The organism is Microbacterium hatanonis, assembly GCF_008017415.1.
Taxonomy (GTDB): Bacteria; Actinomycetota; Actinomycetes; order Actinomycetales; family Microbacteriaceae; genus Microbacterium; species Microbacterium hatanonis.
The window spans coordinates 268,665-291,095 of the sequence record NZ_VRSV01000002.1; the positions used below are offsets into that span (position 1 = coordinate 268,665).

22 protein-coding genes are annotated in these 22,431 nt (G+C 70.0%); 14 read left to right on the plus strand and 8 right to left on the minus strand.

Annotated features, from left to right (window positions below; translation table 11 throughout):
* Positions 1-10: 10 nt before the first annotated feature.
* Positions 11-970 (minus strand): LysR family transcriptional regulator, encoded by a 960-nt coding sequence (locus FVP77_RS11410; protein WP_147894737.1) that lies wholly within the window; start codon positions 968-970, stop codon positions 11-13.
* A 208-nt stretch (positions 971-1,178) separates the two neighbouring features.
* Here FVP77_RS11410 and FVP77_RS11415 point away from each other — a divergent pair, with 208 nt between their 5' ends.
* The 9 genes from FVP77_RS11415 to FVP77_RS17185 all read left to right on the plus strand — a co-directional run bounded on the left by FVP77_RS11415 (position 1,179) and on the right by FVP77_RS17185 (position 10,202).
* Positions 1,179-2,432, plus strand: coding sequence for an ABC transporter substrate-binding protein (locus FVP77_RS11415; RefSeq protein WP_147894738.1), 1,254 nt, complete (start codon positions 1,179-1,181; stop codon positions 2,430-2,432).
* A 34-nt stretch (positions 2,433-2,466) separates the two neighbouring features.
* Positions 2,467-3,660: a flavin reductase gene (locus FVP77_RS11420; protein ID WP_147894739.1), complete on the plus strand. Its 1,194-nt coding sequence runs from the start codon at positions 2,467-2,469 to the stop codon at positions 3,658-3,660.
* A gap of 160 nt (positions 3,661-3,820) precedes the next feature.
* A complete protein-coding gene (locus tag FVP77_RS11425) occupies positions 3,821-4,522 on the plus strand; it encodes a DUF1684 domain-containing protein (RefSeq protein ID WP_147894740.1) in 702 nt (233 codons plus the stop codon).
* A gap of 44 nt (positions 4,523-4,566) precedes the next feature.
* Positions 4,567-6,063, plus strand: coding sequence for an ABC transporter substrate-binding protein (locus tag FVP77_RS11430; protein WP_147894741.1), 1,497 nt, complete (start codon positions 4,567-4,569; stop codon positions 6,061-6,063).
* A gap of 80 nt (positions 6,064-6,143) precedes the next feature.
* Positions 6,144-7,106 (plus strand): ABC transporter permease, encoded by a 963-nt coding sequence (locus tag FVP77_RS11435; protein WP_147894742.1) that lies wholly within the window; start codon positions 6,144-6,146, stop codon positions 7,104-7,106.
* Positions 7,103-7,966, plus strand: coding sequence for an ABC transporter permease (locus FVP77_RS11440; protein WP_147894743.1), 864 nt, complete (start codon positions 7,103-7,105; stop codon positions 7,964-7,966). Before FVP77_RS11435 ends, FVP77_RS11440 begins: the two co-directional genes overlap by 4 nt.
* On the plus strand, positions 7,963-8,763 hold the full coding sequence (locus FVP77_RS11445) for an ABC transporter ATP-binding protein (protein WP_147894744.1): 801 nt from the start codon (positions 7,963-7,965) through the stop codon (positions 8,761-8,763). Before FVP77_RS11440 ends, FVP77_RS11445 begins: the two co-directional genes overlap by 4 nt.
* Positions 8,760-9,515 (plus strand): ABC transporter ATP-binding protein, encoded by a 756-nt coding sequence (locus tag FVP77_RS11450; RefSeq protein WP_147894745.1) that lies wholly within the window; start codon positions 8,760-8,762, stop codon positions 9,513-9,515. Before FVP77_RS11445 ends, FVP77_RS11450 begins: the two co-directional genes overlap by 4 nt.
* Before the next feature lie 39 nt (positions 9,516-9,554).
* Positions 9,555-10,202, plus strand: a complete 648-nt coding sequence (locus FVP77_RS17185; protein WP_147894746.1) for a peptidylprolyl isomerase — start codon at positions 9,555-9,557, stop codon at positions 10,200-10,202.
* A gap of 66 nt (positions 10,203-10,268) precedes the next feature.
* Here FVP77_RS17185 and mmsB read toward each other — a convergent pair whose 3' ends face one another.
* The 4 genes from mmsB to FVP77_RS11475 all read right to left on the minus strand — a co-directional run bounded on the left by mmsB (position 10,269) and on the right by FVP77_RS11475 (position 15,014).
* A complete protein-coding gene (gene mmsB / locus FVP77_RS11460; protein ID WP_425463138.1) occupies positions 10,269-11,474 on the minus strand; it encodes a multiple monosaccharide ABC transporter permease in 1,206 nt (401 codons plus the stop codon).
* Positions 11,471-13,015: a multiple monosaccharide ABC transporter ATP-binding protein gene (mmsA, locus tag FVP77_RS11465; protein WP_147894747.1), complete on the minus strand. Its 1,545-nt coding sequence runs from the start codon at positions 13,013-13,015 to the stop codon at positions 11,471-11,473. Before mmsA ends, mmsB begins: the two co-directional genes overlap by 4 nt.
* A 69-nt stretch (positions 13,016-13,084) precedes the next feature.
* Positions 13,085-14,206: a multiple monosaccharide ABC transporter substrate-binding protein gene (gene chvE, locus FVP77_RS11470; RefSeq protein ID WP_147894748.1), complete on the minus strand. Its 1,122-nt coding sequence runs from the start codon at positions 14,204-14,206 to the stop codon at positions 13,085-13,087.
* Between the two features lie 343 nt (positions 14,207-14,549).
* Positions 14,550-15,014: a VOC family protein gene (locus tag FVP77_RS11475; protein ID WP_147894749.1), complete on the minus strand. Its 465-nt coding sequence runs from the start codon at positions 15,012-15,014 to the stop codon at positions 14,550-14,552.
* Positions 15,015-15,111: 97 nt separating this feature from the next.
* On the opposite strand from FVP77_RS11475, the gene FVP77_RS11480 reads away from it, so the two are divergent.
* The 5 genes from FVP77_RS11480 (at position 15,112) to FVP77_RS11500 (ending at position 21,080) form a co-directional block, all read left to right on the plus strand.
* Positions 15,112-16,104, plus strand: coding sequence for a helix-turn-helix transcriptional regulator (locus tag FVP77_RS11480; protein ID WP_147894750.1), 993 nt, complete (start codon positions 15,112-15,114; stop codon positions 16,102-16,104).
* A 189-nt stretch (positions 16,105-16,293) separates the two neighbouring features.
* Positions 16,294-17,736 (plus strand): argininosuccinate synthase, encoded by a 1,443-nt coding sequence (argG, locus tag FVP77_RS11485; RefSeq protein WP_147894751.1) that lies wholly within the window; start codon positions 16,294-16,296, stop codon positions 17,734-17,736.
* 58 nt (positions 17,737-17,794) lie between these two features.
* On the plus strand, positions 17,795-18,412 hold the full coding sequence (locus FVP77_RS11490; RefSeq protein ID WP_147894752.1) for a TetR/AcrR family transcriptional regulator: 618 nt from the start codon (positions 17,795-17,797) through the stop codon (positions 18,410-18,412).
* Positions 18,409-19,230: a hypothetical protein gene (locus tag FVP77_RS11495; protein WP_187266916.1), complete on the plus strand. Its 822-nt coding sequence runs from the start codon at positions 18,409-18,411 to the stop codon at positions 19,228-19,230. Before FVP77_RS11490 ends, FVP77_RS11495 begins: the two co-directional genes overlap by 4 nt.
* Positions 19,227-21,080, plus strand: a complete 1,854-nt coding sequence (locus FVP77_RS11500) for a YhgE/Pip family protein (protein ID WP_147894753.1) — start codon at positions 19,227-19,229, stop codon at positions 21,078-21,080. Before FVP77_RS11495 ends, FVP77_RS11500 begins: the two co-directional genes overlap by 4 nt.
* A gap of 88 nt (positions 21,081-21,168) precedes the next feature.
* Here FVP77_RS11500 and mnhG read toward each other — a convergent pair whose 3' ends face one another.
* From mnhG to FVP77_RS11515, 3 genes are read right to left on the minus strand one after another with little or no spacing between them, the layout of a single operon-like run.
* A complete protein-coding gene (mnhG, locus tag FVP77_RS11505; protein WP_147894754.1) occupies positions 21,169-21,567 on the minus strand; it encodes a monovalent cation/H(+) antiporter subunit G in 399 nt (132 codons plus the stop codon).
* Positions 21,564-21,833 carry an MrpF/PhaF family protein gene (locus FVP77_RS11510; protein ID WP_147894755.1) on the minus strand — a complete coding sequence of 90 codons (270 nt, stop codon included), beginning with the start codon at positions 21,831-21,833 and terminating at the stop codon, positions 21,564-21,566. Before FVP77_RS11510 ends, mnhG begins: the two co-directional genes overlap by 4 nt.
* Positions 21,830-22,411, minus strand: a complete 582-nt coding sequence (locus tag FVP77_RS11515; protein WP_147895643.1) for a Na+/H+ antiporter subunit E — start codon at positions 22,409-22,411, stop codon at positions 21,830-21,832. The genes FVP77_RS11510 and FVP77_RS11515 overlap by 4 nt, the downstream gene beginning before the upstream one ends.
* Between the last annotated feature and the right edge of the window lie 20 nt (positions 22,412-22,431).

Consider the following 22,431-nt stretch of genomic DNA (forward strand, 5'->3'; position numbering starts at 1 on the left):
ATATGCACGCTCAGAGCGTGGAAGCCGCCCGCGGGTACTGGGCGCGCATGAGCTCGGCGAGAGCCAGGGTGCGCTGCGACGGCGACGTCCCGCGGGCCCAGGCGAACACCACGGAGACCGGCGGCGGAGTGGGCTCGATCTCCTTCTCCACGATGGGCAGGCCCTCGTAGCTGCTCTTGTTGGAGGGGCGTTGGACGAGGATCGCGTACGCCGAGTCGGACCGCGCCACGATCGAGCGCGTGAGCTCGAACACGTGCGTGCGGTGCCGCACGCGCGGCACGACGCCGTGCCCGTCGAACAGCGACATCGCGTAGCGCGTGCTGGGCGTCTGATCGAACAGCACCAGGGGCGCCTCCGCGAGCTGCTGGACGGTGACCGTGTCCTGCCGCGCCAACGGGTTCGACTCCCCGAAGAGCGCATAGCCGCGCGCCTCGTAGAGGACGAACGACTCGAGGTCGTCCATGTCGCCCATCGCGTACATGATGGCGGCGTCGATCGAGCCGGCCAACAGCGCGGCGCGCAGCTCGTCCTGCGCATCGACGGTGAAGTCGATCGAGACGCGGGGGTGCAGGTCTTCGAACTCCTCGAGCACCCGTGGGAGGATCGCGGGCGCCAGGGTCACGAAGCATCCGACCACCAACGGACCCACGAGCTGCTCGCCATCCCCGCGGACGGCGAAACCGAGCTCGGCGACCTCCGACAGCAGTCGCCGCGCTCTCGGCAGCACGAGCGAACCGGTCGAGGTGAGGGTGATGCCCTGCGCGCGCCGTCGGATGCAGAGCTCCGCCCCGAGGACACGTTCCAGTTCGGTGATCGACGCGGCGATCGCCGACGCCGAGAACTGCAGCCGTCGGGCCGCCCCGCTGATGGTCCCCTCCTCCGCAGCCGCCACGAAGTGCGCCAGCTGCCGGAAGGTCAGTTCCGCCCGGAAGAGCCCGGCGTCGATCATCTCGTCACTGAGATTGTCCATGGCGGGATGATTGCACGGTCAGACCGCTTTTCTTCCGCGATTAGTTGAGTTTGACCGACGAAGAGCCCGCGCCCAGGCTGGGGGCGAACCCACCCACCCCGTGATCCGACAACCGGAACCGGGCGAGACGGACCGGAGTTCCCGCGGCCTCAGCGACGAGGCGGCGATGGCTTCCTGCGTCTCGCAGCTACCTGGAGGCAGACGATCGATGAAGATTTCCGCACACACCCGCCGCGCCGGGGCCGCGATCGCGGCCGCGGCCCTGTTGGCCGGATCCTTGGCCGCCTGCGCGCGAGGAGGCGACAGCCCGTCGGACGCGAGCGCCTCGTCGCCGGGGATCACCGACACCACCATCACCTTCGGGTCGACCGCACCCTTGACGGGGCCTGCGGCGGGCGTGGGCAACTGCGCCATCGACGGTGCGACGGCGTACTTCGAGATGCGCAACGCCGAGGGCGGAATCGCCTTCGGCGACGGCAAGACGCGCACCGTCGAGTTCCGCGCATACGACGACGGATACGACCCGCAGCGGGCTGCGGCGAACTTCCAGCAGATGGTCTCGGACGGCGTCGTCGGCGCCGCGCTGAGTCTCGGTACGCCGACGAACCGCGCCTGGCGGGAGGCCGCCATCGCCGAGGAGGTGCCCCAGGTGCTGCTGCAGACGGGTGACCCCATCTTCAGCGACCGGGCGGAGAGCCCCTGGCAGCTCGGACTCCTGCCGATCTACCAGCTCGAGGGCGAGGCCTTCGGCAGGATGCTGGTCGACAGCGGGGAGACGCACGAAGTGGCGGTCCTCTTCCAGAACGACGACTTCGGCGAGGGCTACGTCGAGGGGCTCAAGCGGGCCATCGAAGGCTCGGAGAACGTGACGATCGTGAAGGAGGTCGGCTACGAGGCGACCGCGACCGACGTCTCGGCACAGGTGACCGATCTCGCATCCACGGGCGCCGACGTCTTCTACAACGCCATGTCGTCGCTCGCGCCGCTGGTGATCGGTTCGCTGCAGCAGGCAGCCTCGCTGAACTGGACCCCGAGCGTGTTCCTCCCGTCCACCTCGTCGAGCCCGGCGGCGCTGCTGACGCCCTCCGGCGTGGCCGACCGCTTCCCCGCGATCTACACGACGGCGTCGTCGGCGTCGGCCAGCGCCCCCGACTTCGCGACGAGCGAGGACGGCACGGAGTTCCTCGACGCCCTCGCGGAGTACACGAACCAGGATGCCGCCCCCGGATTCCCGCAGTGCCTGTGGGGATGGATCGGTGCGTCGATCCTCGAGGAGGCGTTCACCCACATGCAGGAGCCCACGCGGGAGTCGTTCATGACGGCACTGCGCGACATCTCCGACTTCGAAGCACCGTTCCTCCTGCCCGGCGCGACGATCAGCACGACCGAGGACGGCCTGCCCGCGATGAGCGACGTGCAGGTGATGGGTTACAACGGCGCCGGATTCTCTCCGGCCGGATGAGACGGCCGTGGTCACCACCGTCGAAGGAGATGTCATGACGACCGATGCGATCGCCTCCGCCCAGCGCGCTAACGAGAAGTCCGTCTGGTGGCGGGCCGTGCTCGGCGAGTATCCGACCGGCGTCTGCCTCGTCGCCTCGCGCGGCGACGATGACGAGCCGATAGGGATGGTGGTCGGGAGCTTCGTCGCCGTCAGCGAAGAGCCCCCTCTCATCGGCTTCTTCGCGGGGCGGGACTCGCGCACGTTGCCCGAGCTGGTCTCGAGCGGACGCTTCAGCGCCAGCGTGCTGAGCGACGACGACGAGACCTTCTGCCGGGCGTTCGCGAGCAAGGCGCCGGACAGGTGGGACCGCAGGCCGTTCGTCGACACACCGAACGGCGCGCCGCGGCTCGCCGACGCCGTCGCCTGGTTCGACGCCTCCATCGAATCCACCCGGACATACGGCGACCACACCTTCGTCGTGGGACGGGTGCACGATTTCGGAGCGGGCGCCGGCGGGGCGGAGATGCCTCTGCTGTTCCGGCGCGCGGGCTACGGGTCGTTCTCGGCCCCCGGCGAGACCTACGACGCGAGAGCGTTCATCGAGCGGCTGCGCTGGGCGTCGATGGCGGAGCGCGAGATCGAATCCCTCTCGGCCGAGCTCGGGGTCGAGGTCGCCGTCAACACCCAGCTCGGCGATTCCGTCGTCACGCTCGCCTCCGTCGCCCCCGACTCGACGCTGAGCACGTTCGACAACGTCGGCGCGGCACACCCGTGGGCGGCGCCCATCTCACCGGTGTTCGCGGCGTGGGCGCCGACGGCACGACGGCATGCGTGGGAGGAGGCCTCCCGCCACCTGACGGGGTCGGTCGACCGCGCGCTCATCGAAGACCAGCTGCGCGGCGTGCGCGAACGCGGCTACGCGATCGCGGGAGATCAGGCCCTCACCGACCGCTTCCTCCGGCTGGTCCGCGGCAACCGCACCGACCGTGTCGCGTACGCCCGGGTCTGGGCCGAGATCGCCGCCAGTCGCCGACGGCTGGAGGACGACCACGGAGTGCACTGGGGCGAGGTCGCCGTCGTGCAGGTGCCGATCTTCGACGAGGGGGGCGACGTGGTGCTGAGCATCTACGCGATCGGGTGGCAGCACTCGATGTCGCAGCGGACCTCCGAGCTCCTGGTGGAGCGGATGCGTACGGCAGCCGATCGCATATCGACGAGGATCGCCGCATCGCGCACAAGGGGCTGACACGGCGGCGTCGCCCGGTACGGCGGCGTCGTCGAGCGCGGGACGGGGTCGGCTCCCCGGCGGCCCGTGCATGCGGGGGAATACATCACGGTCGACGTGCATTGCTCTTCGTGACGGTCGATTCGTCCGTCGCCTCCCCCCGATCGAGAATGTTCGAACCATGCCCGCATCCGACGACCACGCCCGCTGGCGCGCCGCCCGAGAGCGCTCCGTCGCCTCGCCGACCGGCAACCTCTCCCTCGTGGAGACCCGCTGGACCGGCGAGCGCCCCGACATCGACGCCGCCCGATCCGCAGCATCCGACACCGTCGAGGTCACGCCGATACAGCGCACCGCGATCGACGGCAGCGGGGCGATCGAGCATGGTCTGCGGTTCTGGGACGCCGACGCCTCTGCGATCCGCGCGTTCGACCGCATCGACGCCTACCCCTACGACCCGGCGTGGGTGCTCGAGGGCACCTTCACCCCGGTGGCGGAGGGCCGCACCGTGCCGTTCGAGCACATCCGCGACAACGGCGGCACGCGCGACCTGGTCGTTCCCGGCGACATCGCTCTGACCCTCGACGGCCACGACTACACGCTCGCCGCCTTCGACGACGGCGGAAAGCTCCTGCTCGTCTTCGGCGATCCGACGAACGGCGATGAGACGTACGGCGCCGGCCGCTTCCTCTTCGTACAGCACGACGAGAACGATCCGCAGCGGGTGGTGCTCGACTTCAACCGTGCGTTCGTGCCGCCGTGCGGCTTCTCGGCCCAGTACAACTGCCCCCTGCCTCCCGCCTCGAACCGGTTCCCCGTTCCGGTCCGCGCCGGGGAGAAGTCCGTCGTCTTCCGCGACGGCTTCGACATCTACGCGGCCTGAGCCGCGCGCATCCACAGCACCCGAAGCACCCTGGAGTACCCCCCATGAGAAGACCCCTCATCGCCGTGTCCGCGGCCCTCGCCGCAGCGCTCGTCCTCACCGGCTGCTCGACCGGCGGCGGCACCACCGCCGAGAGCTCCGACGACGCGACCATCGCGATCGGCTCGCTGTACGAACCGCAGAACCTGAGCAACACCCAGGGCGGCGGCCAGGGCGTCACCGAGGCGTTCAACGGCAACGTCTACGAGGGCCTCTACAAGCTCACGGACGACGGCCAGGTCGAACCCCTCCTCGCCGAGGGCGAAGAAGTCAGCGACGACGGCCTCACCTACACGATCACCCTCCGCGAAGGCGTCACCTTCCACTCCGGCAAGGCGCTCACGTCGGCCGACGTGAAGGCGAGCGTCGAGGCGGTCACCGCCGAGGACTCGCAGTCGGCCCGCAAGTCGAGCTTCGCCACCATCGCCGACATCGCGACCCCCGACGACCAGACCGTGGTCTTCACGCTCTCGCAGCGCTCGATCTCGTTCCTCTACAACCTCAGCTACGTCTGGATCGTCAACGCGGAGGCGGGCGACCTGACGCAGGACGAGGACGGCACCGGTCCCTACACGCTCGACGAGTGGCGCCAGGGCAGTACCCTCACGCTCACCCGTTGGGACGAGTACTGGGGCGAGCCCGCGAAGAACGCCGAGGTCGTCTTCACCTACTTCACCGACGCCACCGCCGAGAACAACGCGCTGCTGACCGGCGAGATCGACCTCATCACCAGCGTGCAGAGCCCCGATTCGCTCACCCAGTTCGAGGGCAACGCCGACTACGTCGTGAGCGAGGGCACCTCGACCACGAAGGAGCTGCTCGCGTTCAACGACCGCGTCGCCCCCTTCGACGACGCGCTGGTGCGCAAGGCCGTCTACTCCGCGATCGACACGCAGAAGCTCCTCACCTCGATCTGGGGCGACTACGGCACCCTCATCGGCTCCATGGTGCCGCCGACCGACCCCTGGTACGTCGATCTCACCCAGGTGAACCCCTACGACCCCGACCTCTCGAAGCAGCTGCTGACCCAGGCCGGCTACGCCGACGGGTTCACCTTCACGCTCGACACCCCCAGCTACGACCCGCACCCGGCGGTCGCCGAGTTCCTGCAGTCGCAGCTGGCCGAGGTCGGCATCACGGTCGAGATCAACACGATCAGCGCCGACGAGTGGTACTCGAAGGTCTTCAAGGAGCGCGACTTCACCGCCACGCTCCAAGAGCACGTGAACGACCGCGACGTCGTCTGGTACGGCAACCCCGACTTCTACTGGGGCTACGACAACGCCGACGTGCAGCAGTGGGTGTCCGAGGCCGAGCAGGCCCAGACCACCGACGAGCAGACCGAGCTCCTGAAGAAGGTCAACGAGCAGATCGCGGAGGATGCGGCTAGCGTGTGGCTGTACCTGTACCCGCAGATCGTGGTCGCCTCCAGCGACCTCAGCGGCTACCCCGTCAACGGCCTGAACTCCCAGTTCTTCGCCTACGACATCGTGAAGTCCTGATCGTCTAGCTCATCCGTCGGGGGATGCTGCGGTCCGCACGGGCTCGCCGCATCCCCCCGCCCGTTCCCTGTCGAGATCCGATGCTCACCTACGTGCTCCGCCGCTCCGGGTTCCTCCTGGTGTCGCTGGCGGTCGCCCTCATCGTGATCTTCGTGCTGCTGCGGCTCCTGCCGGGCGATCCCGCCAACGCGCTGCTGTCGATCGACGCGACGCCCGAGCAGATCGCCGCGGCCCGGGCGCAGGTGGGCTCCGACCAGCCGCTGCTGACGCAGTTCGCGACCTGGGCGGGGCAGCTCGTGCGCTTCGACCTCGGCGAGTCGTACATCAGCTCGCGGCCCGTCGGGCCCGAGATCGCCTCGCGCCTGGCGATCACGCTGCCCCTGACGCTGCTCGCCTTCGGTCTCGCGCTCGTCCTGTCGCTCGTCATCGGCATCACCGCCGCGGTGAAGGCCGACCGCTGGTACGGAGTGGTGCTGAGCGGTTTCTCGCAGCTCGGGGTCGCCGTCCCCGTCTTCTGGGTCGGTGTGATCCTCGTGTGGATCTTCGCCCTCCAGCTCGGACTCCTCCCTTCGGGAGGTTTCCCCCGCAGCGACTGGGAAGACCCGGCCGCCGCGCTTCGCGCCCTCACGCTCCCCGTCATCGCGATCGCGATCGTGATGAGCGCCTCGCTCAGCCGCTACGTGCGCTCGGCGACGCTCGACGTGCTCGGCAGCGACTACCTGCGCACCGCCCGCGCGGGCGGCGCCGGGATGACCGAGGCGCTGCTGCGTCACGGTCTGCGCAACGGCGCCGTGCCCGTCGTCGCGGTGCTCGGCGTGGAGCTGTCGACGACGCTCCTCGGCGCGGTCGTGGTGGAGAGCGTCTTCACGCTCCCCGGTCTCGGCAGCCTGCTGCTCACCGGCATCCAGCAGCACGATTACGCGAACATCCAGGGCGTGCTCGTGGTGAGCACCCTGTTCGTGCTGCTCGTCGGGTTCGCCGCCGACATCGCGCAGCGCCTCATCGATCCGCGCCTGCGCACGAGCGTCTCGGGCAACCGGTGAGCGCGGTCATCGAGCAGAACATCGCGGATGCTGCGCCCGCAGCATCCCGGCGACGCTCGATCACCCTGGTGGTCGGGATCGTGCTCACCGCCCTGGTCGTCCTCGTCGCGCTGGTGTCGCTGTTCTGGCTGCCCTACCCGCTCGACGACATCAGCGGCGGCCGTCTGGACGGCCCGAGCTCGGCACACCTGCTCGGCACCGACCGCCTCGGCCGCGACCTCCTGTCGCAGCTGATGGTCGGCGCGCGCATCGCACTGCTGGTGGGTGCCGGCGCGGTGCTCCTCGCCGGCGTGCTCGGGACGCTCATCGGGCTGGTGACGGCGTTCTCGCGCCCCTGGCTCGACGACACGCTCTCCTCCGCCCTCGACGTCGTGATCGCGTTCCCCGTGCTGCTGCTGGCGATGCTCGTCGTCGCCGTGCAGGGCGCGTCGCTGTGGTCGGCGACCCTCGCGATCGGGTTGGCGATGTCGGCCGTGGTCGCCCGACTGACCCGTATCCTCGCCCGGCGCGTGCTGCAGGAGCAGTACGTCACGGCCGCCCGCACGAGCGGCACCCGTCTGCTCGGGATCGTGTGGCACCACGTGCTGCCGAACATCGCCCCCACCCTCGCGGTGAGCCTCGCCCTGCAGTTTGGCGTGGCCGTGCTCGCCGAGGCGAGCCTGTCGTACCTCGGCCTCGGCGCCCCGCCGCCGAACGCCTCGTGGGGCCGGATGCTGCAGGAGGCCCAGGGCACCGTGCTCAACGCACCCGTCGGGGCGATCGCGCCCGGACTCGCGATCGTCGCCCTCGTGCTGGGTGTCAACTTCCTCGCCGACGGCCTGCGCGACGTCGCCGATCCGACGAGACGGAGAGCGCGATGACTCTTCTCGATGTGAGCGGGCTCTCGGTGCGGGCGGATGCTGCGCCCCTCGTCGACGCCGTCTCCTTCACCCTCGACGCCGGAGACCGCGTGGGGCTGATCGGGGAATCGGGGTCGGGCAAGTCGCTGACCTCGCTCGCCGCGGTCGGACTGCTGCCCTCTGCTCTGCGCGTCTCCGGCTCGGTGCGCCTCGCCGGGCACGAGATCGTCGGCACCCCCGACGCGCGGCTGCGTGCGCTCCGAGGTCCCGTCGCGCAGGTCGTCTTCCAGGAGCCGCTGACGGCGCTGGATCCGCTCATGCGCGTCGGGAAGCAGCTCGCCGAGCCGCTGCGACGCCACCTGAACCTCCGGGGCGGCGCGCTCGGCGACGCCGTCTCGACGGCGCTGTCGGAGGTCGCACTGACCGACCCCCGCATCGCGCGCGCCTACCCGCACGAGCTCTCGGGCGGTCAGCGTCAGCGCGTCGCGATCGCGATCGCCCTCGCAGCACGCCCGCAGCTGCTCATCGCCGACGAGCCGACCACCGCGCTCGACGTCACCGTGCAGGACGCCGTGCTGACGCTGCTCGAAAGGCTCATCGCCGAGCGGGACATGGCGCTGCTCTTCGTCAGCCACGACCTCGCCGTCGTCTCGCGGATGGTCGAGCGCATCGTCGTGCTGCAGCGCGGCGTCGCGGTCGAGGAGGGGCCGGTCGACCGCGTGCTGCGCGATCCGCAGCATCCGTACACCCGCGCCCTCGTCGCCAGCGCCCGCTCGCTCGACGCCGCGCTCGACGCCTCCGAGGGAGGTGTCGAATGAGCGTGCTGGAACTTCGCGACGCCGGCTTCTCCTACGGATCGCGCAGCGTGCTCGACGACGTCTCGCTCAGCGTCGCCGAGGGGGAGTCGGTCGGGCTCGTCGGCGAGTCGGGTGCGGGAAAGTCGACGATCCTGCGCCTCCTGCTGGGCCTCGCCGCCCCACGCGACGGGTCGGTGCTGTTCGACGGCCGGCCGCTCGACCTTCGCGACCGGTCGCTGATGCGGCGGTTCCGCGCGAGCGTGCAGCCGGTCTTCCAGGATCCTTACTCCTCCCTCGATCCGCGCCAGCGCATCGACCGGATCGTCGGTGAGCCGCTGCGCTCCCTCGGTCTCGCGCGCGGTGCCGACGCCGCATCGCGCGTGGAGGAGGCCGTCGCCGCCGTCGGCCTCGACGCCGGCACCCTCACCCGGTACCCGCACGAGTTCTCCGGCGGGCAGCGCCAGCGCATCGCGATCGCCCGCGCCCTCGTGTCCCGTCCGCGCGTGCTGCTGGCGGACGAGCCGGTGAGCGCCCTCGACGTCACCACGCGAGTGCAGGTCATCGACCTGCTCGCTCGCCTCCGCCGCGAGAACGGCCTCACGCTGGTGATGGTCTCGCACGACCTCAGCGCGGTGGCCTCGGTCTGCGAACGCACCGTGGTGCTGCAGCACGGGCGCATCGTCGAGGCGGGCGCGACGCGCAGCATCCTCTCCTCCCCCTCGACGGCGTACGCCCGCCAGCTCGTCGCCGCGGTGCCCCGCCTGCCGCGCTGACGGCGATGACCGCCCGGGCGGCGGCTCTAATCTGGAAGCATGCGCACCCGCTTCGCCACCGTCTCTCTGGCCGCCCTCTCGCTGTTGGTCCTGGCGGGATGCGCGAGCCCCACGTCACCTGCCGCGGAGCCGACCGCCGACGGCGGGTGCTCCTACGTCGAGAGCGGCCAGGCAGCGGCCGGTGACGTCACCGCTCCCCCGGCCGATCCCGTCGGCGCGCAGAACGTGACCCTCGAGACGTCGGCCGGCGCGATCCCGATGACGTTCGACGCCGAGCGCACCCCCTGCACCGTCAACAGCTTCGTCTCGCTCGCCCAGCAGGGCTACTTCGACGACAGCGAGTGCCACCGCCTCACGACCTCGGGCATCTACGTGCTGCAGTGCGGCGATCCCTCGGCCACCGGCATGGGCGGCCCCGGCTACAGCTTCGGCGACGAGCTCGACGGCAGCGAGACCTACCCCGCCGGCACCGTCGCCATGGCCAATGCCGGCCCCGACACCAACGGTTCGCAGTTCTTCCTCGTGTACGAGGACTCGCAGCTCCCCCCGTCGTACACGGTCTTCGGACAGATGGATGCTGAGGGCCTCGCGGTCGTGCGCGAGATCGCCGCCGCAGGCGCCGAGGGCGGTTCCGGCGACGGCGCTCCCGTGACGCCCGTCGTGATCTCGGGCGTCACCATCGACTGATCCGCGACCCGGCGGGAACGACGAAGGGGACGGCCGCTCGGCCGTCCCCTTCGTCGTCGCTGCCGGTCAGCGCCCGGAGCGCCGCTTGCTCATCACGTCGAACGCGACGGCGAGCAGCAGCACGAGTCCCTTGATGACCTGCTGCCACGCAGCATCCACCGACAGGATCGACAGGCCCTGGTTGAGCACGCCCATGACCAGACCACCGATGACCGCGCCGACGACCGTGCCGACGCCGCCCTGCACCGCCGCGCCGCCGATGAAGACCGCGGCGATGGCGTCGAGCTCGAAGCTGGTGCCCGCCGATGCGACCGCGCTTCCGGCCCGGGCGGTGCTGACCACGCCGGCGAGTCCGGCGAGGAACCCCATGTTGACGAAGATGAAGAACGTGACCCACTTCGTCTTCACTCCCGACATCTGCGCCGCGAAGAGGTTGCCGCCCATCGCGTAGACGTGGCGGCCGAACACGGTGCGGCTGAGCACGAACGAGTAGATGAGGATCAGCGCGGCCAGGATGATGAGGATGATCGGCGTGCCGCGGTTGTAGGCCAGCAGGTACGCCACATAGAGGATCGCGGCGACGGCGATCCCGACCTTGATCCAGGCCGACACCGCGCGCTCGCGCGGCAGTCCGAGGCGCCGCAGCGTCGCCCGCGTCCGCACCTGCTGGAAGATCAGGGCCACGGCGGCGAGCGCCGCGATCGCGAAGGTGATGAGGTCGGGCGTTCCCGTGGTCGGGAGGGTCCCCGAGCCGATCGCGTTGAACTCCGGCGGGAGCCCGCTGATCGTGCCGCCGGTGAGCAGCACCAGCGCGAGACCGCGGAAGACGAGCATGCCGGCAAGGGTCACGATGAAGGCGGGTATGCCGACGAAGGCGACCCAGAAGCCCTGCCAGGCCCCGATCAGCGCCCCGGTGATGAGGGCGATCACGACCGCGGCCCACCACGGCAGCCCCCACGACTGCATGGACAGCGCCGCGACCGCGCCGACGACCGCGACGATCGAGCCGACGGAGAGGTCGATGTGGCCCGCGATGATCACGATCACCATGCCGATCGCGAGGATCAGCACGTATGCGTTCTGCTGGATGAGGTTGCTGACGTTGCCGGGGTAAAGGAGTCGTCCTCCGGTCAGCACCTGGAACAGCAGGATGATGATCGCGAGCGCGGCGAGGATCCCGTACTGCCGCATGTCGATGCGCAGCCGTCGGCGCGGCTTGCTCGGCCCGATCGGACCGGTCGGGGTGGCCTGCTCGGGTGCGGTGAGGGTCACGGCTTTACTCCTTCGGGTCGACCTGCGGTCATGTGCCGCATGAGTTCCTCCTGCGTGGCGTCGGCGCGGGCGATCTCGCCCGTGAGGCGCCCCTCGGCGATCGTGTAGATCCGATCGGCGAGACCGATCAGCTCGGGCAGCTCGGACGAGATGACGATCACGGCCTTGCCCTGGGCGGCGAGCTCGTTGATGATCCCGTAGATCTCGAACTTGGCGCCCACGTCGATCCCGCGGGTGGGTTCGTCGAGGATCAGCACGTCAGGACCCGAGTAGATCCACTTGCTGAGCACGACCTTCTGCTGGTTGCCTCCGGAGAGGAACCCCGTGAGCGTGGAGACGGACGGGGTCTTGATGTTCATCTGCTTGCGGTAGTCCTCGGCCACCGCGTATTCGCGGTTGCGATCGATCACGCCGAGACGGGCGAGCTTTCCCAGAGCGGCGGCCGAGACGTTCACCGTGATGCTGCCGATGAGGTTGAGGCCGTACCGCTTGCGGTCCTCCGTGGCGTAGGCGATCCCGTGACGGATGGCCTCGTCGACGGTCTTCGTCGAGATCTCGACGCCGTCCTTGAACACCTTCCCGGAGATGTCGGTGCCGTAGGAACGACCGAAGATGCTCATCGCCAGCTCGGTGCGCCCGGCGCCCATGAGCCCGGCGAACCCGACGATCTCCCCCGCGCGCACCGAGAACGACACGTCGTCGACGACCTTCCGGGCGGGGTCGACCGGGTGGTAGGCGTTCCAGTGCTCCACCCGGAACTTCTCCTCGCCCAGATGCGGTTCGCGATGCGGGAACTGGCTGTCGAGCGAGCGTCCGACCATGTCACGGATGATGCGCGTCTCGATCTCCTCGCTGTCGTCGACGGGGAACGCCTCGATGGTCGAACCGTCGCGGATGACGGTGACCGTGTCGGCGATCGCGCGGATCTCCTTGAGCTTGTGGGAGATGATGATCGACGTGATGCCCTGCCCGCGCAGGTGCTTGATCAGATCGAGCAGATGCGCGGAGTCGTCGTCGTTCAGCGCCGCGGTCGGTTCGTCGAGGATGAGGAGCTTGACACGCTTGGACAGGGCCTTCGCGATCTCGACGAGCTGCTGCTTGCCGACGCCGAGCTCGAGCACTTTCGTCGCCGGGTTCTCCTGCAGACCGACGCGCGCGATCAGCTTGGCCGCCTCGGCGTTCGTCTGGTTCCAGTCGATGACGCCGGCGCGCGCATTCTCGTTGCCGAGGAAGATGTTCTCGGCGATCGACAGGTAGGGGCTGAGGGCGAGCTCCTGGTGGATGATCACGATCCCGTCGCGCTCGCTGTCGTTGATCGACCGGTAGGCCACCTCCTTGCCCTCGAAGGTGATCGTGCCGTCGAACGACCCGTGCGGGTAGACCCCGCTCAGCACCTTCATCAGAGTGGACTTCCCCGCGCCGTTCTCGCCGCAGACGGCGTGCACCTCGCCGCGCTTCACCTCGAGGTCGACGCCGTTGAGCGCCTTCACGCCGCTGAAGTCCTTCACGATGCCCTGCATCGTGAGTATGGCGTTGTCCATGCTTGCCCTTCGCTCGACGGACCCCGATCGGCGCCGGCCGCGAAGCCGACGCCGATCGGGGTGTGGTGATCAGAGTCCGACGTCGGACGCCTTGAGGAAGCCCGAGTCGATCAGCACCGACTGCACGTCGTCCTTCACGACGACCTGGGGGTCGAGCAGGTAGGACGGAACGACCTTCACGCCGTTGTCGTACGTCGTGTCGTCGTTCGTCTCCGGGACCTCGCCGGCGACGATCGACTGCACCATCGACTGCACACGGTCGCCGAGGGCTCGCGTGTCCTTCCAGACGGTCATCGACTGCTGGTCGGCGAGGATCGCCTGCACGTTGGCCTTGTCAGCGTCCTGTCCGGTGATGATGGGCCAGTCGGCGCCCGGGGCGTATCCCGCCGACAGCAGCGACTGCTCGATGCCCAGCGCGAGGCTGTCGTTCGGCGAGAGCACGACCTGGACCTTCTGGCCGCCGGTGTAGAACGACTGCAGGCGGTTGTCCATCTCGGCCTGGGCGTCGTCGGATCCCCAGCCGAGGATTCCGATGGACTTCCAGTCGTCGTTGGTCGCCGAGAGCTTGCCCGACGGGATGACGAGCTGGCCGCTCTCGACGTAGGGCTGGAGCACGTCCCACGCACCCTGGAAGAAGAAGCCCGCGTTGTTGTCGTCGGGGCTTCCGGCGAACGGCTCGAAGTTGAACGGGCCGGCGCCGTCGGCGAGGCCGAGCTGGTCTTCGATGAACTGTCCCTGCAGCGTCCCGACCTTGTAGTTGTCGAACGTCGCGTAGTAGTCGACCGCCTCGGTGCCGTTGATCAGGCGGTCATAGGCGATGACCGTCACACCCTGACTCGTGGCGTCCTCGAGCACCGGTCCGAGCGTCTCACCGTCGATCGCGGCCACCACGAGGATCTTCGCGCCGCCGGCCACCTGGTTCTGGATCTGGCTGATCTGCTGGTCGGTCTTGTTGTCGGCGTACTGCAGGTCGACCGTGCAGCCGTCGCCCTCGAGCTTCGTCTTCAACCCTTCACCGTCGTTGATCCAGCGCTCGAGGCTGCGGGTCGGCATCGCGATGCCCACGTTGCAGTCCGTGCCGCCGGCGTCGCCGCCCGTGCCGCCCGAGGTTCCGGCCGGTGCGCACGCGGCGAGGGAGGCGAGAAGGCCGCCCGTGACGACCAGGGTGATGAGTGTTCTGCCTTTGAACATGAGAATCCTTCCAAGGAATACGAGTCGGCGTCGACCCGCATCGCTCATCCCGCTCGTGTCACCGAGTGGAGTGGGAGACGCCGGTGTCCGGTTCCGTAGACGACGCTGGCTTCCGGGTTGCTGCTTGTGGCGCACCGCCGATCCCGATTGCAGGACATACGTTGCGTGGGTCAACTTACTCGCGGTGTGGAGGGCACGTCACGCATTTTCTGCGTCGAATCTCGTCACAACTTGGTATCGGCCGCGACCGGGCTCGCGGTGTCCGGGAGCGCTCCCGGCCCCGGGCAGGAGCGGATGCTGCGTCACCGCCGCACGCGCGGCCGCCGCAGCATCCGCTCGCCCCTCAGGCCGCGGGGTGGACGGCGGCCACGTCGACGATCCAGGTGACGCCGAACCGGTCGGTCAGCATGCCGAAGCCCGGCGACCATGCCGACGCGGCGAGGGGCTCGACGACGATCGCCCCGACCGCCAGCTGCCGCCAGTAGCCCTGCGCGTCGTCGAGCGAGTCGCAGCGCACCGAGACGAAGAACGATTGATCGGTGAGCGTGACGCCGTTCTCACGTCGCGTCGAACCGGTCTCCCGCGCGCCTCCCGTCTGCCCCGGGATGTCGTAGGCCATGACGCGGAACCCCTCGGGCGTCACGACCTGCCCGAACACGACGCCGTCGGCCCCGGGTGCGTCGGCGGGCATGCCGAGATCGCCGTACGTCGCGATCGTCACGTCGCCGCCGAAGACCGACTGGTAGAACTCGAGCGCCTGGCGCGCGTCGCCGCGGAAGTTGAGGTGGGTGGTGGTCGTGATGCTCATGCTCTGCTCCTCTGTGTGCCGTCGGGCTTCCCGACGACATCCACCCTCGTCGCCGTCTAGGACAGATTCGGTCCTGCACTCGAACTACTGTCGAGTCATGTCAACGCCCGCCGCCCGCCTCCTCGCGCTGCTGTCGCTGCTGCAGACGCGGCGCGACTGGCCGGGCGCGCTGCTCGCCGAACGTCTCGAGATCAGCGACCGCACCGTGCGGCGCGACGTCGACCGACTCCGCGAGATGGGATACACGATCCGCGCGACGATGGGACCCGACGGCGGATACCGTCTCGATGCCGGCAGCGAGCTGCCGCCGCTGCTCTTCGACGACGACCAGGCGATCGCCCTCGCCGTGGCACTGCAGACCGCGGCGGTCACCGGCGCCGGCATCGAGGAGGCGGCGCTGCGCGCGCTCACCACGGTGAGGCAGGTGATGCCGTCGCGTCTGCGCCACCGCCTCGGCGCCCTGGAGTTCGTCTCGATCCCCGGGTCGCCCGGCGACCCCGTCGTCGAGCCGGTCGCACCCGACGTGCTCGTCTCGCTGTCGAGCGCGGTCCGCGCGAGAGAGACCCTCCGCTTCGACTACGCCGGAGACTCCCGAGCGGGCGAGAGCGAACCCCGACCGCCGCGCCGCGTCGAGCCGCACCACCTCGTGAGCGCGAACCGCCGCTGGTACCTGGTGGCGTGGGACCCGTCGGCCGACGACTGGCGCCTCTTCCGGGCCGACCGCATCTCACCCCGCACACCGAACGGACCGCGTTTCGCGCCCCGCGAGGTGCCGGGTGGCGATGTGGCCGCCTTCGTGTCGGGCCGCTTCCGAGGAGCGACCGGCGCCGACCGGTGGCCCTGCACGGGCACGGTCGTGCTGTCCCTCCCCGCTCGCGACGTCGTGCCCTACATCGGGGACGGCGTGGTCGAGGAGCTCGACGGCGCGCGCTGCCGCGTCGAGGTGGGCGCGTGGTCGTGGGTCGCGCTGGCGGCCTCGCTGAACCGCTTCGACACGGATGTCGAGGTGGTGGGCCCGCCCGAGCTGGCCGACGCCTTCGCGACGCTCGCCACGCGCAACGCGGCGACGGCGACAGGTTTTGCGAACTGACGGCACGAATCGGCGTGGTCAATGTCAGGAATGCGCCACATTCCGGCGCTCGACCCGCGCCCGGGGGCCAGCGCCACAGCATCCGGCGAATGACCGTACCAATCGGTACGGGCAGTCGTAGGAATGCGCCACATTCCGGCACAGACCCGCGCGCGAGGGCGGAGACCGGGTCTCAGTAGAATCGAGAGCATGTCCAAGGTCCTTCAGTCCCTGCCCGTCGGCGAGCGCGTCGGCATCGCTTTCTCGGGAGGACTCGACACCTCCGTCGCCGTCGCGTGGATGCGCGATAAGGGCGCCGTGCCCTGCACCTACACCGGCGACCTCGGGCAGCCCGACGAGGACGACATCGCATCGATCCCGGGTCGCGCGCTCGAGTACGGCGCCGAGGTCGCTCGCCTGGTCGACGCCAAGTCGGCGCTCGTCGAGGAGGGCTTCGCCGCCCTCTCGTGCGGCGCGTTCCACATCCGCTCCGGCGGACGCACCTACTTCAACACCACGCCGCTCGGTCGCGCCGTCACCGGCACGCTGCTCGTGCGCGCCATGAAGGAAGACGGCGTCGACATCTGGGGCGACGGCTCGACCTACAAGGGCAACGACATCGAGCGGTTCTACCGCTACGGTCTGCTCGCCAACCCCGCTCTGCGCATCTACAAGCCGTGGCTCGACGCCGACTTCGTCACCGAGCTCGGCGGCCGCAAGGAGATGAGCGAGTGGCTCGTCGAGCACGGCTTCCCCTACCGCGACAGCGTCGAGAAGGCCTACTCCACCGACGCGAACATCTGGGGAGCGACGCACGAGGCCAAGACCCTCGAGCACCTCGACGTCTCACTCGAGACCGTCGAGCCCATCATGGGCGTACGCTTCTGGGACCCGTCGGTCGAGATCGCCACCGAAGACGTCACGGTGACCTTCGACCGGGGACGCCCGGTGGCCCTCAACGGCGTCGAGTACACCGATCCGGTCGCCCTCGTCTTCGAGGCCAATCGCATCGGCGGCCGCCACGGACTCGGCATGAGCGACCAGATCGAGAACCGCATCATCGAGGCGAAGTCGCGCGGCATCTACGAAGCGCCGGGGATGGCACTGCTGTTCATCGCCTACGAGCGGCTGGTCAACAGCATCCTGAACGAAGACACCCTCGCCACCTACCACGAGCAGGGCCGCAGGCTCGGCCGCCTCATGTACGAGGGCCGCTGGCTCGAGCCGCAGTCGCTCATGCTCCGCGAGTCGATTCAGAAGTGGGTCGGTTCGACCATCACGGGCGAGGTCACGCTGCGCCTGCGTCGCGGAGAGGATTACACGATCCTCGACACCACCGCGCCGACCATGTCGTACGGTCCCGAGAAGCTCTCGATGGAGCGCGTCGGCGACGCCGCCTTCGGCCCCACCGACCGCATCGGACAGCTGACGATGCGCAACCTCGACATCGCCGACTCGCGCACCCGCCTCGAGCAGTACGCGGGGTTGGGCCTCCTCGGCGGACCCACGGGCGAACTCGTCGGGCGCGTCACGGCCGGCGGCGCCGACGGGGTCACCGAGCCCGCGCAGCGCCCCGATGCCGCCGACCAGCGCCTCGCCGAGGCGACGGATGCTGCGGGCGAAGCCGCCGCGTTCGACTCCGGTACCGACTGACCCGAGGGTGGGAAATTAAACTGCACACACGTGTGCAGTTTCGTGTCAGAATAGCGGCATGACTTCTTCTGCCGTGCGCCGACCGCGCCGCGACGCCCAGGCCAACCGGGCGGGCATCGTGTCGGCCGCCGCCGTCGAGATCGCACGCGACCCCCACGCCTCGCTCGATGCGATCGCGAGATCGGCGGGCCTGTCTCGGCGTGCACTCTACGGACACTTCGACGACCGCGATGCCCTCGTCACCGAGGTGATCGTCACCGGTGCCGCCCGGTTCAACGCGATCGCCGCCCGCATCGACGATCCCGATCCGCGTCGAGCGCTCGCACTCCTCGCCGCCGCGCTGTGGCACGAGGCGTCGCACGTGCGCGCGGCTGCCGCGATCGCCCTCGACGAGACCCACGTCTCCCACACCGCCGCGGCCCTCGCGCCGCTGCGGGCGAAGATCGCGGAGATCGTCGCACGAGGCCGAGCCGACGGATCCCTGCGCACCGACATCCCCGCCGACGTGCTCACCGACCTCATCGAGGGCACCGGCCGCGCCGTGGTCTCGCACCTGCACGTCGATGCGGGCGACGGGGGCGAGCTCGCGGTGAAAGCGGTGCTGGGCATCGCGGGCCTCTCGTGGCGCGAGAGCATCGAACTGCTGGCCGACGACGCCGAGGAGGCGGGCGAATGAGGATCGAGCTGCGCGGCGTGAGCAAGGGGCGCGCCGAGCGGGCGCTGCCGGAGACGTCGCTCACCTTCGAGACGGGGCGGGTGACCCTCGCGGTCGCCGAGACCGAGCAGCGCCCCACCGTCCTGGGGCTGCTGGCGTCCGGGCGCATGCGGGCGGACACCGGCGAGGTGCTGCTCGACGGACGCAAGGATGCGGCGGGCATCCGTCGCCGGGTCGCGCTCGTCGACGCGCTCGAGGTGTCCGAGCCCGCGCCCGCGGTGACCGTGGCCGGCGTCGTCGCCGAGGAGCTGATGTTCGCCGGGGCGTCGCCGAACCCGTTCGCCGCCCGGCGCTGGCTCGACGACCTGGGCCTGGGCGAGTTGGCCGGCACGCCGATCGGCAACATCGAGCCGGCCGCGCGCATCCGCATCCTGCTCGAGCTCGCAGCGCTCCGGAAGGGCGTCGAGGGCATCGTGCTCACCTCCCCCGACCGCCACGGCGGCGAACCGCAGAACTGGTGGCGCGTCGCGACGGAGTTCGCCGAGCGCGGCTACGCGGTACTCGCGATCGCCGGGCGCGCATCGCAGTCGGTGCTCTCGGTCGAGATCGACGCATCGCTCCCCGCCGACGCGACCGAAGTCGTTCCCGCCGCTTCCGAGGGGGAGGACGAGACACCCCCGCCGACCGGCGAGACGGCACCCGAACAGGTCTCCCCCGACACCGGGGCCGACGCCCCGACCGCCGACGACACGGTGGCCGCCGACACCGACCCCGCACCCGGCATCGGCGCCGATGCGCCCGACACCGAAGCATCCGCACCGACGGAGGACGAACGATGAAGGTCCCGCAGATGATCGCCGCCGAACTGCGGCGGCTCACCTCATCGCGCATGTCGCTGATCGCGCTCGTCGCGCTGCTGCTCGTGCCGATCCTCTACGGCGGCCTCTACCTGTGGGCGAACCAGGACCCGTACGGCAGCCTCTCCCGGGTGCCCGTCGCCCTCGTCGTCGACGATACGGGGGCCACGGTGAACGGCCAGCAGCGAAACTTCGGTGACGAGGTCGCCGACGAGCTGCTCGGCGGCGACACGTTCGAGTGGCACCAGGTCTCGACCGATGCCGCAACGGCCGGGCTCGAGAACGGCGACTTCGACTTCATCGTGGAGGTGCCCGCCGACTTCTCTGCCTCCATCGCCTCGATCTCGACCGACGCGCCCCGTCAGGCCGACATCGTGCTGCGGACGAACGACGCGAACAACTACCTCGCCTCGACGATCGGCACGCAGGCCGTCGCCCGCATCCAGTCGACCGTGGCGCAGAAGGTCGTCGACCAGGGCGGCCTCACACTGCTGAACGCGCTCTCCACGATCCGGGTCAAGCTGACGGATGCGGCGTCGGGGGCCCAGCAGCTCGTCGACGGCCTCGGCACCGCCCGCGACGGATCCACGCGACTCGCCGACGGCGCCGGGGCGCTCGCCTCCGGCACGGCCCAGCTGCGCGACGGTGCCACGACGCTCCGCGACGGCGCCGCACAGGTGAGCTCGGGCGCCCAGCAGGTCGCCGCCGGCACGCAGCAGGTGGCGACCGTCGCGGACCGCGTCGCCTCAGCATCCGCCGACGCCGCCTCGCTGCTGCCGACCGCCCGCGCCGACATCGCGCAGAGGCTCGCCGACGCCGGTGTCGACCCGGCCCGTATCGCGGAGGTGCTGGCGGCCCTCGACCCGGTGGGGCAGCGCCTGACGGACGCCAATACGCGCGTGCAGACCGCCGTCGGGCAGATCGATCAGCTCTCCGCCGGCGCGCAGCAGGTGTCGACCGGCGCGCAGCAGCTCGCCTCGGGTTCCGCGGCCCTCGCCGACGGCGCAGCATCCGCCGCGGACGGCGCCGCGCAACTGAGCGACGGCGCGAGCAGCCTCGACGGCGGCATCGCCCAGCTCGCCGACGGCGCCGCGCAACTGCAGACCGGGCTCGCCGACGGGGTGAACCAGATCCCCGACACCGACGATGCGACCCGTGCCAGCCAGGCGTCGACGCTATCCGACCCGGTGGCGGTCTCGACCAGCGCCCTCACCCAGGCGCAGAACTACGGCGCGGGACTGGCGCCGTTCTTCGCCGCCCTGGCGGCCTGGATCGGCATCTACGCCCTGTTCCTCATCGTGAAGCCGGTGTCGCGTCGCGCGGTCACGGCCCTTCACTCGCCCCTGCGGGTCACGCTCGCCGGGTGGCTGACGCCCGCCCTCCTCGGCGGCCTGCAGATGCTGGGGCTGTTCGGCGTCCTCGCCCTCGCCCTCGGCTTCTCGTTCGCGAATCCGCTCGCGACCCTCGGCATCCTGCTGCTGGCGACGGCCACGTACGCGGCGATCGTGCTCGCGCTGAACGTGTGGCTCGGATCGGTCGGACAGTTCCTCGGGCTCGTGCTGATGGTGCTCCAGCTCGTCACCGCGGGCGGCACGTTCCCGTGGCAGACGTTGCCCGCGCCTCTCGCGGCGCTCCATCACGTGCTGCCGATGGGTTACGTCGTCGACGCGATGCGCCAGGTCATGTACGGCGGAGACCTCGACCGGGTGTGGCTCGACCTCGCCGTCCTCGGCACGTGGCTCGTCGGCGCCGGCATCTTCGCGGCCATCGGCGTCGGGCGCATGACCCGCTTCCGCACCCTGCGCGACCTTCAGCCGAGCGTGATCGGCTGAGCCGGCCGCACCGGAGGTAGGAGATGGGCCGGAGGCAGGCCGATTCTGCGGGAATCGTCCTACGCCCGCGTCATCTCCTACGGTCGGGTCAGCCGCCCGCCGCGGGCGGGGTCTCCTTCGAGGCGCGCAGCTCGTCGGTGTACAGCGCGGCGCGGTCGAGCGTGCCGTTGCGGTAGGCCTGTCGGCCGACCATGTGCGCCGAGAGCGGCGCGGTCGCGAGCTGGATCAGCACGATCGGGATGATGAAGGCGAGCACCGCCCACGAGCGCAGCGACAGCGCGATCGCGATGCAGATCACGATGAGGCCGAGCACCTGCGGCTTGGTGGCGGCGTGCAGCCGGGTGGGCACGTCGCGGAAGCGCAGCAGGCCGATGGCGGCGGTGAGGCACAGCAGTGCGCCGACGAGGATCAGCACGAGGGCGACGGTATCGAGCACCGCGTCGAGCGGAGAAGCCGTGACTTCGATGGGGGCGGTCGCGAGGATCATTGGTCTGCGTTGTCCTTCCTCGCGACGAACCGAGCGATCGAGATCGACCCGAAGACCCCCACCGCGGCGATGATGAGCAGCACCGGCAGGGTGCGGGTGTGCTGGTTGATCGCCATCTCGGCGCCCAGCACGCACATGACCTCGGTCAGCAGGACGTCGGAGGCGACCGCACGGTCGAGGATCGACGGGCCGGTCACGATGCGCCAGAGCGTCAGGAGCGCCGCGACCGCGAAGACGACGAAGATCACCAGCAGCAGGATGTTCATACGGGCGTTCCTCCCTGGCGCGGCGTGTCGACGGAGGCCTTGCGGATCATCTCGAGCTGGCTGCGAGAGCCGGCCGCGCGCACGATGCGCGCCTCCCAGCCGAGGATCGACTTCCGGAGCGCCTCGACGTCGTCGTCGCTGTCGACGCCGATGACGTGGAGATACAGGATGCGTCGATCCCGGTCGGCCTCGACGATGAGCGAGCCGGGGATCAGCGAGGCCGTCACCGCGGTGTGGGTCATGATCAGGTCGTCGTCCGTGCGCAGCTGCACCGCGATCACCGCGCTGCTGGGCTGCCGACGGATGTCGATGACCTGCCAGGCCACCAGGAGCGAACCGCGCACGAGGGCCGCGAAGAAGGTCACGACGAAGACGAGCCCGTACCAGAGGTTCAACCGGCCCGACAGCTGCACGGGCGGGAGGCGGAACACGCGCGTGACGATCACCGCTGCGACCACGCCCGTCAGGAAGGCCACGACCGTGAACTGCCCCCACAGCAGCATCCACAGGGCGACGAGCCACACGAAGAACGGCAGCTGCCGCCACAGCTGGTGCAGCGCGTCTTTCTTCTCTCGCATCATGAGGCGACCTCTTCGTC